The 17,025-nt window shown below is 71.1% G+C and carries 15 protein-coding genes; 6 read left to right on the forward strand and 9 right to left on the reverse strand.

Annotated elements, in window-relative coordinates:
* Positions 1 to 16: 16 nt before the first annotated feature.
* From AB0I52_RS07235 to AB0I52_RS07245, 3 genes are all read right to left on the reverse strand, one after another.
* A complete protein-coding gene (locus tag AB0I52_RS07235; protein WP_363069774.1) occupies positions 17 to 1,609 on the reverse strand; it encodes an FAD-dependent monooxygenase in 1,593 nt (530 codons plus the stop codon).
* A 101-nt stretch (positions 1,610 to 1,710) separates the two neighbouring features.
* On the reverse strand, positions 1,711 to 2,697 hold the full coding sequence (rarD, locus tag AB0I52_RS07240; protein ID WP_363069776.1) for an EamA family transporter RarD: 987 nt from the start codon (positions 2,695 to 2,697) through the stop codon (positions 1,711 to 1,713).
* 132 nt (positions 2,698 to 2,829) lie between these two features.
* Positions 2,830 to 3,708 (reverse strand): SDR family oxidoreductase, encoded by an 879-nt coding sequence (locus tag AB0I52_RS07245; RefSeq protein ID WP_363069778.1) that lies wholly within the window; start codon positions 3,706 to 3,708, stop codon positions 2,830 to 2,832.
* Positions 3,709 to 3,817: 109 nt separating this feature from the next.
* Here AB0I52_RS07245 and AB0I52_RS07250 point away from each other — a divergent pair, with 109 nt between their 5' ends.
* Positions 3,818 to 4,222 carry a helix-turn-helix domain-containing protein gene (locus AB0I52_RS07250; RefSeq protein ID WP_363069780.1) on the forward strand — a complete coding sequence of 135 codons (405 nt, stop codon included), beginning with the start codon at positions 3,818 to 3,820 and terminating at the stop codon, positions 4,220 to 4,222.
* A gap of 6 nt (positions 4,223 to 4,228) precedes the next feature.
* On the opposite strand, the gene AB0I52_RS07255 is transcribed toward AB0I52_RS07250, so the two are convergent.
* The 6 genes from AB0I52_RS07255 to AB0I52_RS07280 form a co-directional block, all read right to left on the reverse strand.
* Complete coding sequence (locus AB0I52_RS07255) at positions 4,229 to 6,184, reverse strand: APC family permease (protein WP_363069782.1); 1,956 nt, start codon at positions 6,182 to 6,184, stop codon at positions 4,229 to 4,231.
* A 146-nt stretch (positions 6,185 to 6,330) separates the two neighbouring features.
* On the reverse strand, positions 6,331 to 7,425 hold the full coding sequence (locus AB0I52_RS07260; protein WP_363069784.1) for a 2-oxoacid:ferredoxin oxidoreductase subunit beta: 1,095 nt from the start codon (positions 7,423 to 7,425) through the stop codon (positions 6,331 to 6,333).
* A complete protein-coding gene (locus AB0I52_RS07265; RefSeq protein ID WP_363069786.1) occupies positions 7,418 to 9,370 on the reverse strand; it encodes a 2-oxoacid:acceptor oxidoreductase subunit alpha in 1,953 nt (650 codons plus the stop codon). Before AB0I52_RS07265 ends, AB0I52_RS07260 begins: the two co-directional genes overlap by 8 nt.
* 311 nt (positions 9,371 to 9,681) lie before the next feature.
* Positions 9,682 to 10,341 carry a response regulator transcription factor gene (locus tag AB0I52_RS07270; protein ID WP_363069889.1) on the reverse strand — a complete coding sequence of 220 codons (660 nt, stop codon included), beginning with the start codon at positions 10,339 to 10,341 and terminating at the stop codon, positions 9,682 to 9,684.
* A gap of 169 nt (positions 10,342 to 10,510) precedes the next feature.
* Positions 10,511 to 11,866 carry a sensor domain-containing protein gene (locus tag AB0I52_RS07275; RefSeq protein WP_363069788.1) on the reverse strand — a complete coding sequence of 452 codons (1,356 nt, stop codon included), beginning with the start codon at positions 11,864 to 11,866 and terminating at the stop codon, positions 10,511 to 10,513.
* A 192-nt stretch (positions 11,867 to 12,058) separates the two neighbouring features.
* The gene (locus AB0I52_RS07280; RefSeq protein WP_363069790.1) at positions 12,059 to 13,285 is read right to left on the reverse strand and encodes a sensor domain-containing protein; all 1,227 of its coding nucleotides are present in this window, start codon (positions 13,283 to 13,285) and stop codon (positions 12,059 to 12,061) included.
* 169 nt (positions 13,286 to 13,454) lie between these two features.
* On the opposite strand from AB0I52_RS07280, the gene AB0I52_RS07285 reads away from it, so the two are divergent.
* The 5 genes from AB0I52_RS07285 to AB0I52_RS07305 are packed head-to-tail and all read left to right on the forward strand — an operon-like array spanning position 13,455 to position 17,011.
* Positions 13,455 to 13,865 carry an NADH-quinone oxidoreductase subunit A gene (locus AB0I52_RS07285; protein ID WP_362960593.1) on the forward strand — a complete coding sequence of 137 codons (411 nt, stop codon included), beginning with the start codon at positions 13,455 to 13,457 and terminating at the stop codon, positions 13,863 to 13,865.
* On the forward strand, positions 13,856 to 14,587 hold the full coding sequence (locus AB0I52_RS07290; protein ID WP_363069792.1) for an NADH-quinone oxidoreductase subunit B family protein: 732 nt from the start codon (positions 13,856 to 13,858) through the stop codon (positions 14,585 to 14,587). Before AB0I52_RS07285 ends, AB0I52_RS07290 begins: the two co-directional genes overlap by 10 nt.
* A complete protein-coding gene (locus AB0I52_RS07295) occupies positions 14,584 to 15,414 on the forward strand; it encodes an NADH-quinone oxidoreductase subunit C (RefSeq protein ID WP_363069794.1) in 831 nt (276 codons plus the stop codon). The genes AB0I52_RS07290 and AB0I52_RS07295 overlap by 4 nt, the downstream gene beginning before the upstream one ends.
* Positions 15,411 to 16,379 carry a complex I subunit 1 family protein gene (locus AB0I52_RS07300; RefSeq protein ID WP_363069795.1) on the forward strand — a complete coding sequence of 323 codons (969 nt, stop codon included), beginning with the start codon at positions 15,411 to 15,413 and terminating at the stop codon, positions 16,377 to 16,379. Before AB0I52_RS07295 ends, AB0I52_RS07300 begins: the two co-directional genes overlap by 4 nt.
* On the forward strand, positions 16,379 to 17,011 hold the full coding sequence (locus AB0I52_RS07305) for an NADH-quinone oxidoreductase subunit I (protein ID WP_363069797.1): 633 nt from the start codon (positions 16,379 to 16,381) through the stop codon (positions 17,009 to 17,011). Before AB0I52_RS07300 ends, AB0I52_RS07305 begins: the two co-directional genes overlap by 1 nt.
* Positions 17,012 to 17,025 lie beyond the last annotated feature (14 nt).

Consider the following 17,025-nt stretch of genomic DNA (forward strand, 5'->3'; position numbering starts at 1 on the left):
CCCCGCTGTGACTCGCTCAAGCTCGCTCCAATGCCGCACCCTTCAGGTACTCCGCGACGGCCCGGTGGTCCCCGGCCGGGGCGATGAGTGCCACGTGGTTGTCCGGGCGGATCAGTACGAGTACGTCGTCCTCGTCCGGCCCGATGCCGTACGCCGAGCGGGCCCGGCCGCCGTCATCGGTCAGCCCGCCGTGTGCGGCGCCTCCGGCCGGCCCGGTTGCTCCGGTGGCCCCGTCCGCCCGGACCACCGCGTGCGCCCGCAGTTCGTCGCCGTGCGCCTCGGCCGCATCGCGCAGGGCCTGTGCGGTGCCCGCGCCGAAGCCGAGCAGGGTGAAGTGCGGTCCGGCGAAGGTCTCGAACAGCCGGCGGGGCGCTCCGGTGGCCGCGTCGCGGCAGGGCGCGTCCGGCGCGCGGTCGCCCGCGCGGAGCCGGGCGGTGCCGCCGGCGGGGGCCAGGGAGCTCCAGCGGTAGCCGTCGCCCAGGCCGTAGGTCTGCGGGGTGATCGCCGAGTCCAGGCCGCCGCCCGGCTCCTTGATCGCCTCCAGCGTGGCCCGCAGCCGCTCCGCGGTGATGTCCAGGGTGTGGGCGGCGATCGGCAGCCGCTCCTCCTCGTAGGTGTCGAGCAGCTCCGGAGCCGCCCGGCCGGTGGCGACCCGGGCCAGCTTCCAGCCCAGGTTGAACGCGTCCTGGATACCGGTGTTCATGCCCAGCCCGCCCGCGATGGCGTGCACATGCGCGGCGTCACCGGCCAGGAACACCCGGCCCACCCGGTAGCGGTCCACCATGCGCTCGTTGACCCGGTACGTGGAGAGCAGGGTGGCCGAGGAGAGGAGGCCGCCGGGGCGTCCGGTGTGCTTGGCGAAGAGCCGCTGGAAGCTTTCCAGCGACGGGGGTACGGGACTGCCCGCGGCGTCCGTCTCGGGGGCGGCCTGGAACCACCAGCCCGACCGGGTGCCGGGGATCGGGCAGAGCATCACGCCGCCGTCCTCGTCGAACCACTGGTGCCAGGCACCGCGGTCCGGCCCCTGCGCCTCGACGTCGCCGCAGACCATCATCTGCTCCTCGTCCGTCTTCCCCTCGAACGGGACGCCGAGCAGCTTGCGCACCGTGCTGTGGCCGCCGTCGCAGCCCACCAGGTACCGGGCCCCGATCTCCCGGCCGTCGGCCAGGGACGCCGTCACGGTGTCGTCGCCCTGGGCCAGCCCCACGAGTTCGGCGCCGAGCTCGACCCGTACGCCGTACTCCGCGAGCCGGGCCCGCAGGATCTCCTCCAGCCGCCACTGGGCGATCAGCCACGGGCGGCCGTAGGGGGCGTCCGGCGTCGGGCGGACCGCCGCGTACGGGTCGGTCTCGGCGATCACCTCTGCGCCGCGGTACTTGCGCATCGGCAGCGGTGCCGATCCGGCGGCCAGCACCTGTTCGACGACACCGAGGTCCTCCAGGACCTCCAGGGAGCGCGGGTTGGGGCCCTTGGCCCGGGAACTGCGCGGGAACTGCGGGGACTTGTCGATGATCCGTACGCCGATGTCCCGCCGGGCCAGATCGATGGCCAGGGTCAGGCCGGTCGGCCCGGATCCTGTGATCAGCACGGTGGTCGGGGGCTTGGGCATGCGTACTCCTCGGTTGCCGGTTCCGTTGGGATCCATGGAAACGCAACCGAGTTAAAAAGGCAACCGGGTAAACTATCGTGCAGTGTGAGTCACGGTGTGGGTCACGGGGTCGGGGTCGTCACCGCGGGAGGGGAAGCGGAACCGTCCGCGGCGGGATCGGCCGGCGTCGCCGCGGCCTGTCGCGCGGACAGCACCTGCATCCTCGTGCGCCGTGACGTTCGCAGCGCGTCCCAGGTCAGCAACGTGAGCGCCAGCCAGACCAGAGCGAAGCCGGCCCACCGCTCGGGCGGCATCGCCTCGTGGAAGTACACGATTCCCAGGATGAACTGGAAGACCGGGGCCAGGTACTGGAGCAGGCCGAGCGTCGAGAGCGGTACGCGGATCGCCGCGGCCCCGAACAGGATCAGCGGTCCGGCCGTCACCACCCCGGTCGAGGCGAGCAGCGCCGCGTGACCGGCGCCCCCGGAGAGGAAGGTCGACTCGCCCCGCGCGCCCAGCCACAGCAGGTAGCCGAGCGCGGGCACGAACACCACCGCGGTCTCGGCGGCGAGCGACTCCAGGCCGCCCATGTTGACCTTCTTCTTCATCAGGCCGTACGTCGCGAAGGAGAACGCCAGGACCAGCGAGATCCACGGCGGCTGCCCGTAGCCGATCGCCAGGACGAGCACCGACGCGACGCCGGTGCCGACCGCCACCCACTGCACGGGGCGCAGCCGTTCGCCCAGGAGCAGGACCCCCATGGCGATGGTGACCAGCGGATTGATGAAGTAGCCGAGGGAGGCCTCGACGACGTGGCCGTGGTTCACGGACCAGATGTACAGGCCCCAGTTGATGCTTATCACGATCGCGGCGACGGTGATCAGGGCCAGCTTCCGCGGCTGCCGTAGCAGCTCGCCGATCCAGGACCAGCGGCGCAGCGCGAGGAGCGCGATGCCGACGACGCCCAGGGACCAGACCATGCGGTGGGCGAGGATCTCCACCGCGCCGGACGGCTTCAGCAGTGGCCAGAAGAGCGGGACCAGTCCCCACAGCCCGTAGGCGGCGAATCCGGACAGGAGCCCGGCCCGTTGATCGTTCGTTCCCTTCACGGGCCCTCCCGGCAGATGTGCGTCGGCGCTGCCTACGTCAGCCAGACGAAGGTAACGCCGACCGGGCCCGGTGTCATTGCCGTATCGCCAGACGGTCATGACATCGGGTCCGGAGCCCTGCCGCGGGTTCCCCTACTGGACGTTCTTCTTCCGCTCCGCGGCGACGGCAGCCGCGACGGTCTCGGCGAGCGGGGTGGTCGGGCGGCCGATCAGCCGGGCCAGGTCGCCGTTGGTGCCGGCGAGCCGTCCGCGCCGCGTCGCCTCGTCCACGTCCACCAGGATCGCGGCGAGCTCCGCGGGCAGACCGGCGCCGACCAGGATCTCCTGGCGCGCGGCGGCCGGGACGTCGTTGTGGACGATCTCCTGGCCGGACGCCTTCGCGACCTCGGCGGCGTACTCCGCGAACGACCAGGCGGCATCGCCGCTCAGCTCGTAGGCCTTGCCCAGGTGGCCCTCGCCGGTCAGTACCGCGGCGGCCGCGGCGGCGTAGTCGGCGCGGGGCGCGGAGGCGATCCTGCCCTCGCCCGCGTTGGTCACGACGGCGCCGTGGGCCAGGACGGGGGCCAGGTTGGCCGTGTGGTTCTCGGTGTACCAGCCGTTGCGCAGGAAGGTGTACGGCAGTCCGGAGTCGAGGATCAGCTGCTCGGTCGCCTTGTGCTCGTCGGCCAGCAGGAAGTCCGCGTCCGGGCCGCCCAGGACGCCCGTGTACGCGAGCTGCGCCACGCCCGCCGCCCTGGCCGCGTCGATGACGGCGGCGTGCTGCGGGATCCGGCTGCCGACCTCGCTGCCGGAGATCAGCAGGACCCGGTCGCCGGACCGGAAGGCCCCCGTCAGGGTCTCCGGGCGGTTGTAGTCGGCGATCCGGAGCTCGACGCCGCGGGCGGCCAGGCCGGCCGCCTTCTCCTTGTCGCGGACGACGGCGGCGATCCCGTCGGCGGGCGTGGTGGTCAGCAGCTGGTCGATGACCAGCCGGCCGAGCTCTCCGGTGGCTCCGGTGACGACGATGCTCATGGAGTGTCGCTCCTCTTTGGATGTTTATGTTCCGTTCGCGCTTTCTGTTACTCACCTTAAGGAGGGCGCTAACCAAAAGAAAGTACGCACTTTGAAGTAAGGTACTGGTATGAGCGTAAGCAGTGTGGAGAAGCGGCCGGATGTGCGGCAGCCGAGCGTGCGGGAGCCCATGTGCCCGTCCCGGGTGGTGCTCGAACACGTCACCAGCCGCTGGGGGGTCCTGGTGCTGGCCGCCCTGCTGGAACGCTCGTACCGCTTCAGCGAGCTGCGCCGCGAGGTCGGCGGGGTCAGCGAGAAGATGCTGTCGCAGACGCTCCGGACGCTGGAGCGCGACGGCTTCGTGGACCGGGACGCCAAGCCGGTCATCCCGCCACGGGTGGACTACACGCTCACCGCGATGGGCCGGGAGGCGGCCGAGCAGGTGTGGGGCCTGGCGCGCTGGTCGGAACGGCACCTGGACGCGGTGGACGCGGCGCGCACGGCGTACGACGCGAGCGGCCGGGGCTCCGGCTGAGCCGGGTCAGCCCTCCCCGGGCCGGTGCCGCTCCTCCATCGTCCGCAGCGCCCGCGAGACGTCGAACGGCAGGATCGTCACCACCACGTGCGGCAGTTGCGTCAGCGTCTTGCCCATCTTCTCGCCGGTGCCCCGGTGCAGCAGCTTCCCGAGTGCGTTGCTGTACGTCCGTCGGGGCACCAGGACCGTCAGCCAGGTCTCGCCGTCCTCGGTGCTGCGGTACGCGAGCTCCTTCATCGCGTGGCGCAGCCGCCGGTCCGGGCACGCCACCAGCTCCAGCGGGACGGCGGTGGCGGCCGTCGCCTCCCAGCGGGCGGCCAGCCGCCTGGCGTACGCCTCGTCGATCGCGAAGTGCACCGCCCGGACCTCGTCGGGCCGCAGCTCATGCGCGTACCGCAGGGCCATCAGCGTCGCCAGGTCGAGCGCCTCGACCAGGACCAGGACCAGGTGGCGGCTGTACATCGCCCGGTCCGCGCCCGGGGCCTGGATGCCCTGGAGCACGGCGGCCTCGCGCCGGTACTCGCGGTTGATCCGCATGAGCGTCCACACCCCCAGCGGGAAGACCACCACGACCAGCCAGGCGCCCTCGGTGAACTTGGTGACCGCGAAGATCAGCACGACGGCGGCCGAGGTGACCGCGGCGAGCCCGTTGAGCATGATCTTCGTTCTGCGGTGCCGGTCCTGGCGCCGCAGGTGGTAGACGGTGAGGCCGGCCCCCGCCATGGTGAACGCGGTGAACACGCCGATCGCGTACAGCGCCACCAGCTTGTCCACGCTGGCGCCGGTCGCCAGGAGCAGCGCCAGTGAGACGACGGTCAGCGCGATGATGCCGTTGGAGAACGCGAGGCGGTGCCCGCGCCGGGTCAGCACCCGCGGCAGGAACCGGTCCTCGGCGACGAAACTGGCCAGGTAGGGGAAGCCGGTGAACGGGGTGTTGGCGCCCGTGTAGAGGACCAGCGCGGTCGCCAGCTGCACGAAGATCAGCCCGGCCGTGCCGACGATCCCGCCGCCGAAGGCGAGATGGGCCTCCTGCGCGATGACGGTCGGCGTGCCGTCCGTGTACGGGACGGCATGGGTGTAGTGCGCCAGCGTGGAGACGCCGAGCACGAGGATGCCGAGGATCACGCTCATGGTGATGAGGGTGCGGCGCGCGTTGCGGCCCTGGGGCTCACGGAACGCGGAGATGCCGTTGGAGATCGCTTCGAGCCCGGTGAGGGACGAGCCGCCGTTGGCGAACGAGCGCAGCACGATGAAGAGCGAGGCGCCGTAGAGCCAGCCGTTGCCCGGGGTGCCGAGCGGCACGACCCCGGCGGCGTGCAGATCGGCGTGCGGCAGTCCGCCGGTGAGCCCGCGCGCCGCGGAGACGGCCAGGATCAGGCCGACGGCGGCCACGAAGAGGTAGGCGGGCAGCGCGAAGAGCCGCCCCGCCTCACGGACCCCGCGCAGGTTCCCGTACGCGAGGATCACGATCACGCCGACGGAGACCGGCAGCTGGAGATGGTCCAGGCCGGTGAACTGGTTGCCGGCCAGATGGGCGAGCGAGATGAGGGCGTTGGTGCCGGCCGAGACCTGTACGGCGACGGTGACGATGTAGTCGACGAGCAGCGCCACGGCGGCGATCTGCGCGACGTTCGGCCCGAAGTTCTCCCGGGCGACGACGTACGATCCGCCCGCCCGGGTGTAGATCATCACCACGTCGCTGTAACAGAGCGTCAGCAGCAGCAGCACCAGCAGGATCGCGAAGGTCACCGGCATGATCATCGTGAACGCGGCGGCGCCGACGACGGGCACGAGGACCCGGAGCATCTCCTCGGAGCCGTACGCCGACGAGCTGATGCAGTCGGAGGCGAGCACCCCGAGCGCCGTCCGGTTGTTCAGTTTCTCGTCGCTGATGTGCTCGGTGGTCAGCGGCTTGCCGAGCAGCCGTCGTTTGATGCGGTACGCCGGACGGTCCAGGGTCATGTCCACATGGTGCGCGGATGCCGGCCGGAGCCCGGTCCGCAATCGCCGGACGCCGGGAATGTCAGCCGTTCGGCAACGCGGAGCGGCCCCCGGGGATGTTCTCCCGGAGGCCGCTCGGCGTTGCCGGACAGGGCGGACGGCGATATCTAGCCGACCACGGTCCAGTTGTCGTTCCCCGCGAGCAGCGCGCCCAGGTCGCCCTTGCCGTCCCGCTCGACGGCGGTGTCCAGCTGCTCGGCCATCCGGGTGTCGTAGACCGGCCGTTCGACGCTGCGGAGCACCCCGATCGGGGTGTGGTGCAAGGTGTCCGGGTCGGCGAGCCGGGACAGCGCGAACGCGGTGTTCGGGTTGGCGGCGTGCGCGTCGTGGACGAGGATCTGCGAGCGGTTCTCCTCGGTGACCGCGACCACCGACAGATCACCCGTCCGCGGGTCCCGTACGACCCCCTTGGCGCCGTCGGTGCCGAAGAGGATCGGCTGCCCGTGCTCCAGCCGGATCACGGCCTCCTGGGCCTGCTCCCGGTCCTTGAGGACCTCGAACGCGCCGTCGTTGAAGATGTTGCAGTTCTGGTAGATCTCCACCAGCGCCGTGCCGGGGTGGTCGGCCGCCGCGCGCAGCACGCTCGTGAGGTGCTTGCGGTCGGAGTCGACCGTACGGGCGACGAAGGACGCCTCCGCGCCGATCGCCAGCGACACCGGGTTGAAGGGGGAGTCCAGCGACCCCATCGGTGTCGACTTGGTGATCTTCCCGACCTCGGAGGTCGGGGAGTACTGGCCCTTGGTGAGCCCGTAGATCCGGTTGTTGAAGAGGAGGATCTTCAGGTTGACGTTCCGGCGCAGGGCGTGGATGAGGTGGTTGCCGCCGATGGAGAGCGCGTCGCCGTCGCCGGTGACCACCCAGACGGACAGGTCCCGCCGGGAGGAGGCGAGTCCGGTGGCGATGGCCGGGGCGCGGCCGTGGATCGAGTGCATCCCGTAGGTGTTCATGTAGTACGGAAAACGGGAGGAGCAGCCGATGCCGGAGACGAAGACGATGTTCTCCTTCGCCAGACCCAGTTCGGGCATGAAGCCCTGCACGGCGGCGAGGACCGCGTAGTCCCCGCAGCCGGGGCACCAGCGCACTTCCTGGTCGGACTTGAAGTCCTTCATCGACTGCTTGGCCTCGGACTTCGGCACCAGCTGAAGGAGCTCGTTCGGCTCGGTCCCGGTCTCGGGCTGGAGGAGTTCATTGGTCTCAGGCATCGATGGCCTCCTTGAGGGCCGTCGCGAGCTGCTCGGCCTTGAACGGCATGCCGTTGACCTGGTTGTAACTGTGCGCGTCCACCAGGTACTTGGCCCGGATGAGCATGGCCAGCTGCCCGAGGTTCATCTCCGGGACGACCACCTTGTCGTAACGCTTCAGCACCTCGCCGAGATTCCGCGGGAACGGATTGATATGGCGCAGATGTGCCTGGGCGATGGGGTGCCCGGCGGCGCGCAGCCGGCGGACGGCGGCGGTGATGGGGCCGTAGGTGGAGCCCCAGCCCAGGACCAGTGTCCGGGCCTGAGCGGGGTCGTCGACCTCCACGTCCGGGACCTCGATGCCGTCGATCTTGGCCTGCCGGGTGCGGACCATGAAGTCGTGGTTGGCGGGGTCGTAGGAGATGTTGCCGGTGCCGTCCTGCTTCTCGATGCCGCCGATGCGGTGTTCGAGGCCGGGGGTGCCGGGGACCGCCCAGGGGCGGGCCAGGGTCTGCGGGTCGCGCTTGTACGGCCAGAAGACCTCGGTGCCGTCGGCCAGCTCGTGGTTCGGGCCGCCGGCGAACTGGACCCGCAGGTCCGGGAGCCCGCCGACCTCCGGGATGCGCCAGGGCTCGGAGCCGTTGGCCAGGTAGCCGTCGGAGAGGAGGAAGACCGGGGTGCGGTAGGTCAGGGCGATCCGGGCGGCGTCGAGCGCCGCGTCGAAGCAGTCCGCCGGGGTCCTCGGGGCCACGATCGGCACGGGGGCCTCGCCGTTGCGCCCGAACATCGCCTGGAGCAGGTCGGCCTGTTCGGTCTTGGTGGGCAGACCGGTGGAGGGGCCGCCGCGCTGGATGTCGATGATCAGCAGCGGCAGTTCGAGGGAGACGGCGAGGCCGATGGTCTCGGACTTCAGCGCCACCCCGGGCCCCGACGTGGTCGTCACCCCGAGCGCACCGCCGAACGCGGCGCCCAGCGCGGCGCCGATGCCCGCGATCTCGTCCTCGGCCTGGAAGGTCCGCACACCGAAGTTCTTGTGCTTCGACAGCTCGTGCAGGATGTCGGAGGCCGGGGTGATGGGGTACGAGCCCAGGTAGACCGGCAGGTCCGCCTGCCGGCCCGCGGCGATCAGCCCGTAGGACAGCGCGAGGTTCCCCGAGATGTTGCGGTACGTGCCGGCAGGGAAGGCCTGGGAGGCCGGGGCCACCTCGTAGCTGACCGCGAAGTCCTCGGTGGTCTCTCCGAAGTTCCAGCCGGCCCGGAACGCGGTCACGTTCGCCTCGGCGATCTGCGGCTTCTTGGCGAACTTGGCCCGCAGGAAGGTCTCGGTTCCCTCGGTCGGCCGGTGGTACATCCAGGAGAGCAGCCCGAGCGCGAACATGTTCTTGGAGCGCTCGGCCTCCTTGCGGGGGAGCCCGAACTCCTTCAGCGCCTCGATGGTGAGGGTGGTCAGCGGCACCGGATGGACGTTGTACGCCTCCAGCGAGCCGTCCTCCAGCGGGCTGGTCAGGTACCCGACCTTCGCCATCGGCCGCTTGGTGAACTCATCGGTGTTCACGATGATTTCGGCGCCGCGCGGCACATCGGCGATATTCGCCCTGAGCGCGGCCGGGTTCATCGCGACGAGCACGTCGGGCGCGTCGCCCGGGGTCAGGATGTCGTGGTCGGCGAAATGCAGCTGGAACGACGACACGCCCGGCAGGGTGCCTGCGGGGGCCCGGATCTCGGCGGGGAAGTTCGGCAGAGTGGAGAGGTCGTTCCCGAAGGAAGCGGTCTCCGAGGTGAACCGGTCACCCGTGAGCTGCATGCCGTCACCGGAGTCACCCGCGAAACGGATGATCACCCGGTCCAGACGGCGGATCTCTTTGTCCCCGTTGCCTGCTGCGGACTGGGGGGCACGCTGTCCCCCCACGAGCGCCTCACTGGCCTCATCGGCGTGTTCGGCTGGGCTACTGACCTGGCTGGTCACTTACTGGACCTCCCTCGGCGCGGCGGCTCGGAACCATCCGGCCCGCCGGCGGTCCCAGGCCCCACCCTACGTCTGTAAGGGCCGCCTTCCTCTGGCCGATCACATGATGGACGGCCTTTTGAGACGCTTTTCGGCGCTGTTCCGCCATGATTCACCAGCCACCTGGTTCCTCGTCGGACCCTCGCTGGAGAGGGTCCGACAGCGAGTCGCCGCCCGCCCTGTCCGGCTCCTGCGTCCGGTCCTCCTGTCCGGACGCCGCCGGGAGCGCCCCGGCAACTATCTGACAGAGTGTCAGATAGATGGCCGCGGCATCAGGAATTCAGATAGGTCAGCACGGCCAGCACCCGCCGGTGGTCGCCGACGCTGGGGGACAGCCCGAGCTTCTGGAAGATGTTGCTGACGTGCTTCTCCACCGCGCCGTCGCTCACCACCAGCTGCTTGGCCACCGCCGAGTTCGTCCGCCCCTCCGCCATCAGGCCGAGGACCTCGCGCTCACGGGGCGTCAGCCCGGCCAGCACGTCCTGCTTACGGCTCCGGCCCAGCAGCTGCGCCACCACCTCGGGGTCCAGCGCCGTACCGCCCTGCGCCACCCGGACCACCGCGTCCACGAACTCCCGGACCTCGGCGACCCGGTCCTTCAGCAGATACCCCACGCCCCGGCTGGACCCGGCCAGCAGCTCGGTGGCGTACTGCTCCTCGACGTACTGCGAAAGGACCAGCACCCCGATCCCCGGGTACTCCTTGCGCAGCCGCACCGCGGCCCGCACGCCCTCGTCGGTATGGGTCGGCGGCATCCGCACGTCGGCCACCACCACGTCGGGCAGCGCGTCCTGCGCGGCGAGGTCGCTCACCGTCTTGATCAGCGCCTCCGCGTCCCCGACGCCTGCCACGACGTCATGACCGAGATCGGTCAGCAGCCGGGTGAGTCCCTCCCGGAGCAGTACCGAATCCTCGGCGATGACCACGCGCACCCTGTCCTCCACCACGACGTCTCTTCCCCCACTGCTCGCTGTTCCCGCCCGTATGCCGTTCAGCATCCCAGCATCCCGGTATCGGCGGTGACGCCGCGGGTGGTCGAAGGGTTGCGTCGCCCCGGGGGACCGGAGCCGGCCGGAGGTGGAGTGACGGGGGGAGGGGTGGTCAGCCGCGCCAGGGCAGTTCGGCCGTGACCTTGGTCGGGCCGCCCGCCGGGGACTCGACGAGCAGGATCCCGTCCACCGCGTCCAGCCGCTCGGCCAGACCGGCGAGACCGCTGCCCGACGTCAGGCCGGCGCCGCCGCGCCCGTCGTCGGTGACCTGGAGCAGCAGCCGGTCCGCCGTCCGCCAGACGTCGACGGACGCGCGGGTGGCCTGGGCGTGCTTGCTGACGTTCTGGAGCAGTTCGGACACGGTGAAGTAGGCGATGCCCTCGATGGCCTGCGCAGGCCGGGACGCCAGGTCGACCTCGACCGTGACCGGGACGGTGCAGCGGGAGGCGATGGCGGAGAGGGCGGCGTCGAGGCCGCGGTCGGTGAGGACGGCGGGGTGGATGCCGCGGGCCAGGTCGCGGAGTTCCTGGAGGGCGACCTTGACCTCGCCGTGGGCCTCGTCGACCATCCGTGCGGCGGCCTCGGGGTCGTCGGTCAGCTTCTCCTTGGCGAGCCCCAGATCCATGGCGAGGGCGACGAGGCGGGCCTGGGCGCCGTCGTGGAGGTCGCGTTCGATGCGGCGCAGGTCGGCGGCGGCGGTGTCCACGACCACGCCCCGGTCCGACTCCAGCTCCGTGACCCGGGTCGCCAGCTGCGACGGACCCAGCAGCCCGGCCACCATCAGCCGGTCCACCGAGGCGAGACCCCGGATGATCCACGGGGTGACCAGGACGATCGCCAACCCGGTGGCGCTGGTCGCCGTCAGGTCGAGGGAGGAGTCCAGGTAGACCTGGTGGCCGGCGTCCCCGTACAGCTGGATGCCGCTGGTTCCCACGTGCGTCGGGAAGGCCCAGTGCCACAACGGGTACGTGAGGGCGGCCCAGCCCCACGACCAGAACGTCAGCGACACGCAGAAGGCGAAGACCGCCCACGGGAGGTGCAGCACCGCGTAGAGCAGGTGCCGCCAGGACACCCCGCTCTTCAGGACCGCCCCGACCCAGGACATCAGCCCGCCGGTCCGGCCCCGTACCCGCGCGGGAGCGGGCACGTCCAGCTTCAGCAGGACCCGGGCCCTGGCCCGCTCCACCGCCCCGAAGCCGCGGCACACGGCCAGCCCGGCGGCCAGCAGCGGAATCCCGAGGAAGGTGATGAGGAGGCCGGCGCTCACCGACGTCACGGTGACCGCGACACAGAACAGCACGATGCTGATCGGCAGGCTCAGCATCAGATAGGCGAACTCGCGCCAGGTCCGGCCCTCGACGGGGGCACGCAGCCAGGCCGGGAAGAAGTGCCTCTCCGCGGTGCCGTCCCCGAAGCCGGTTCCCGGTCGATCATCGTCCCGCGCCTCGGGTCCGTATGTCGTGGCCATGGGTTCCGTCCGTTTCTTCTGCTCGTCTGCGTCTGCGTCTGCGTCTGCGTCTGCAAGGCCGGCTCTGTCTGCTGTGCGTGCTTCATGGGTGCACTTCAAGTGTGCTGTCGCGGTGAGCGGCCCACCATGAGGGCGGTATCCCTCTCCGGCCGGGGGTTTTCCCCACCCCTCGGGGCTGCCCGGCGGCGATCCTCAGCGCCGCTCGGCCGCGGCGGGCCGGTCCGGGCCGGCCGTGGCCGCGCTCTTCTCGTCGTCCCGGTTGCGCCAGGGCAGTTCCGCGGTGACCGTCGTCGGGCCGCCGGGCGGGGAGTCGAGGACGAACAGACCGTCGACGGCGCCCAGCCGCTCGGCCAGCCCGGACATCCCCGTACCGCCGTCCAGCGAGGCCCCGCCCCGTCCGTCGTCGGATACCTGGATCAGCAGCCGGTCCGCAGTCCGCCACACATCGACGGACGCCGTGCGCGCCCCGCTGTGCTTGCTGACGTTCTGGAGCAGTTCGGACACGGTGAAGTAGGCGATGCCCTCGATGGCCTGCGCGGGCCGGGACGCCAGATCCACCCCCACCGTCACGGGGACGGTGCAGCGGGAGGCGATGGAGGAGAGGGCGGCGTCGAGGCCGCGGTCGGTGAGGACGGCGGGGTGGATGCCGCGGGCGAGATCGCGGAGTTCCTGGAGGGCGACCTTGACCTCGCCGTGGGCCTCGTCGACCATCCGTGCGGCGGCCTCGGGGTCGTCGGTCAGCTTCTCCTTGGCGAGCCCGAGCCCCATGGCGAGGGCGACGAGGCGGGCCTGGGCGCCGTCGTGGAGGTCGCGTTCGATGCGGCGCAGGTCGGCGGCGGCGGTGTCCACGACCACACCCCGGTCCGACTCCAGCTCGGCGATCCGGCTCTCCAGCTCGTCGGAGGGCGAGAGCAGTCCGCGCACCATGCCCCGGTCCGCGTTGGACATGAGCCGCGCCGTATAGGGGAGCACCGGCCACAGGACGAAGAGGCTCACGAACGTCACCACGAAGGTGAGCACCCCCCACGGCAGCCGGATGAAGGAGTACAGCACCGCGCGCCAGCCCACCGGGTCCTTCAGGCTCGACCACAGCCAGGAGAAGAACCCCTCCTCCCGGCGGACCAGGGCCATCGGACTCGGCTCGTCGATCCGCACCCCGAGCAGCCCGCGCGCCCGGCCCCGCTCGGCCCGGCCGAGCAGCCGTGAACCCTGCAACCCGGCGGCCAGCAGGGGCAGACCGATCACCGTGACCGCGAGCCCCACACCGACGGCGATCATGAACACCGTGTAAACAAACCCGACGATCGCCATGGGGAGGTTGGCGAGGAGATGCGCGATCTCCTTCCAGGTGCACGCGTCGAGGGCGAAGCGGACGGGCGGCGGCCGGTCGTTGTCGGGTACCTGGGGGCTCATGGTCATATGACCAGCCTGCCGGGTGAGGCACCCGGACGCCATGGGGCTCATGGGTGGCGATGAAGTAGGGATAACCCCACCAGTTGTCCGACGCGGCTGCTTACCGTTCCTTTACAGGGCCTAGACTCCCGTGCGTACAGATCGTCGAAGAGGTTCGAGGGAGCGAGGGGCGGACGTGGCGGACGTTGCGGACCTGCCGGGACCGACCGTTCTCGCGTCGGAGTACTTCCACAGCTACTCGGTCGTCGGACTGCTCGCCGTGGTCGGGGTGCTGTTCGTCGCCGTCGCCTTCGGAACCGGCCGGCTGATGCGTCCCGTGGTCCCGACGCCGGAGAAATTCCTCACGTACGAGTGCGGCGTGGACCCCGTGGGGGAGGGCTGGGCCCACACCCAGGTCCGTTACTACGTGTACGCCTTCCTGTACGTGATCTTCGCCGTCGACTCGATCTTCCTGTTCCCGTGGGCGACCGTCTTCGCCGCGCCCGGATACGGCGCGACGACGCTGGTGGAAATGTTCATCTTCCTCGGTTTCCTGGCCGTGGGACTGCTCTACGCATGGAAGAAGGGCGTCCTCGAATGGACGTGACGAGCCCGTCGTCAGCCGGTCAGCCGCAGCAACGGCCACAGTCGCAGCCGCGGTCGGGACCGGGGCCGGAGCCGGGTTCCGCGCCCGTGCCCGATCCCGTACCCACGTTCCTTCCTGAGCCGAAGCGGCTGGGCGTGCTGTCCCGGCTCGCGCCCGAGCCGATGAAGGTCGTCCTCAACTGGGGCCGCCGCTACAGCCTGTGGGTCTTCAACTTCGGACTCGCCTGCTGCGCCATCGAGTTCATCGCCGCCTCCATGGCGCGCCACGACTTCATCCGGCTCGGCGTGATCCCGTTCGCCCCGGGCCCCCGCCAGGCCGACCTGATGATCGTCTCCGGCACGGTGACGGACAAGATGGCCCCGGCGGTGAAGCGGCTGTACGAGCAGATGCCCGAGCCCAAGTACGTCATCTCCTTCGGCGCCTGCTCCAACTGCGGCGGCCCGTATTGGGATTCGTACTCGGTGACGAAGGGCGTCGACCAGATCATCCCGGTGGACGTCTACGTGCCCGGCTGCCCGCCCCGGCCGGAGGCCCTGCTCCAGGGCATCCTCAAGCTCCAGGAGAAGATCGCGCGCGAGTCGCTGGGCGAGCGCTACGCGAACGGCGGCGCGACCCGTCCCTCCACCGCCGCGCTGCGCAGCGGACTGGTCGCCGCACCGCAAGCAGTGCAGGCACCGCAGGCACCGTCCGCGCCGGACGCCTCCGGGGAGGAGCCGAAGTGACCGCCGCCGAGAGCTACGACCGGCTGCCGGACGCCGTGACCGAGATCTTCGGCGAGGACGCCACGGCGGAGCGGGCGTACGACCTGCTGACCGTCGATGTGCCGCCCGCCTCCTGGATCGCCGCGCTGGAAACGGCGCGTGACGGGCTCGGCTGCACCTATTTCGACTGGCTGAGCGCCGTGGACGAACCGGGCACGGGCTTCCGCGTCTGCGCCCATCTCGCCGCGCTGCCCGACCGTTCCGCGCCCGGTCCGACGGTCCGACGGCTGCTGGTCCGCACGACCGTTGCGCACGAGGCGGCCGTGCTGCCCAGCGCGATCGGCGTCTACGCGGGTGCGGCCTGGCACGAGCGCGAGACGCACGAGATGTTCGGCATCGCCTTCGACGGCCACCCGCACCTGGTCCCCCTGCTGCTGCCCGAGGGCTTCGAGGGCCATCCCCTGCGCAAGGACTTCGTCCTGGCGGCCCGCGTGGCCAAGGCCTGGCCGGGCGCCAAGGAGCCGGGCGAGTCGGACCACGGCGGCCCCAAGCGCCGCCCGATGCTGCCGCCCGGCGTCCCCGACCCGAACGAATGGGGTCCGCTGAAGGGCCGGCTCCCCGCCGCCCCCGCCCGTGCCACCCGTACGGCAAGGCCCGCGGGCGACCGCCCGGCCCGCCGCACCCGCAGCGCGAGCGACGGCTCGGCGGGCCGGCAGCCGGTCGTGCCGCCGACGCCCCCGGGCTCGGCTCCCACCGCGGACGCGCCGTGGCACAACGTCCCCCCAACTCCCGGCACCGCCGGGACTCCCGACGCCCCTGACACCCCCGCCGGAGGCGATACCGAGTGAACGACGTACTGGACGTCGCCCTCCGCCTCGTCATCGTGTTCGCGGTGTTCATGGTCGTCCCCCTCGTCGTGGGCCAGACCGAACACAAGGTGATGGCCCACATGCAGGGCCGCCTGGGCCCCATGTACGCCGGCGGCTTCCACGGCTGGGCCCAGCTCGTCGCGGACGGCGTGAAGTTCGTGCAGAAGGAGGACATCGTCCCGGCCGAGGCCGACCGCCGTGTCTTCCAGCTCGCCCCCGCCGTCGCGCTGCTCCCGTATCTCCTCGTGCTCGTCGCCATCCCGATCGGCCCCGGCGAGGGCGCGGTCGGCCAGGTCGTCGACGCGGGCATCTTCTTCGTGCTCGCCGTGCTGGGCATCGGCGTCCTCGGCTCGCTCATGGCGGGCTGGGCATCGGCCAACAAGTTCTCGCTGCTCGGCGGCCTCCGTACCGCCGCCCAACTGCTCGCCTACGAGCTGCCGATGCTGCTCGCCGCCGCCTCCGTGGCGATGGCGGCCGGCACGGTCTCGCTCCCCGGCATCCTCGACGCCTTCGAGTGGTGGTGGCTGCCGTGGCAGATCACCGGGGCCCTGGTCTTCTTCGTGGCCGGACTCGCCGAACTCCAGCGCCCGCCGTTCGACATGCCGGTCGCCGACTCGGAGATCATCTTCGGTGCGTACACCGAGTACACCGGCCTCCGCTTCGCCCTGTTCCTGCTCGCCGAGTACGCGGGCATCGTCGTGCTGTGCGCACTGACCACCGTCCTCTTCCTCGGCGGCTGGCACGGCCCGCTGGGCGCCGACGGACTGGGCTGGGTCTGGACGCTCCTGAAGGTCGCCGTCCTCGCCTTCGTCGTCATCTGGCTGCGCGTGAGCTATCCCCGTCTCCGCGAGGACCAGCTGCAGAAGCTCGCCTGGACCACGCTCATCCCGCTCGCTCTCGCGCAGATCGCGCTCACCGGCATCGTGAAGGTGGCGATCAACTAGTGCCCCCGATCCCCGGCGCAGGCCTGGCCAAGGGTCTCGCCGTCACCCTGCGGACGATGACGAAGAAGACCGTCACCGCCCAGTACCCGGACGTGCAGCCCGAACTGCCGCCCCGCTCCCGCGGCGTCATCGCGCTGTTCGAGGAGAACTGCACGGTCTGCATGCTCTGTGCCCGCGAGTGCCCCGACTGGTGCATCTACATCGACTCCCACAAGGAGACGGTGCCCGCCGCGGCCCCGGGCGGGCGCGAGCGGAGCCGCAACGTGCTGGACCGCTTCGCCATCGACTTCTCGCTCTGCATGTACTGCGGGATCTGCATCGAGGTGTGCCCGTTCGACGCGCTCTTCTGGTCGCCGGAGTTCGAGTACGCGGAGACGGACATCCTCGAACTCACCCACGAGCGCGACAAGCTCCGCGACTGGATGTGGACGGTGCCGGAGCCGCCGGCGCTCGACCCGGCGGCCGAGGAACCGAAGGAGATCGCCGCCGCCCGCAAGACGGCGGAGAAGCTCCGGACCCAGCGCGAGCAGGAGGCCGCCGCCGCGGCCACCCCGCCCGCCCCGACCGATCCCACCGTGACGGATCCCGCCCCGACCGATCCCACGGCGACGGACCAGGAGGGCCGGGCGTGATCACCGCAACCGCC

The sequence above is a fragment of the Streptomyces sp. NPDC050423 genome (genome assembly GCF_040655445.1).
Taxonomy (GTDB): Bacteria; Actinomycetota; Actinomycetes; order Streptomycetales; family Streptomycetaceae; genus Streptomyces.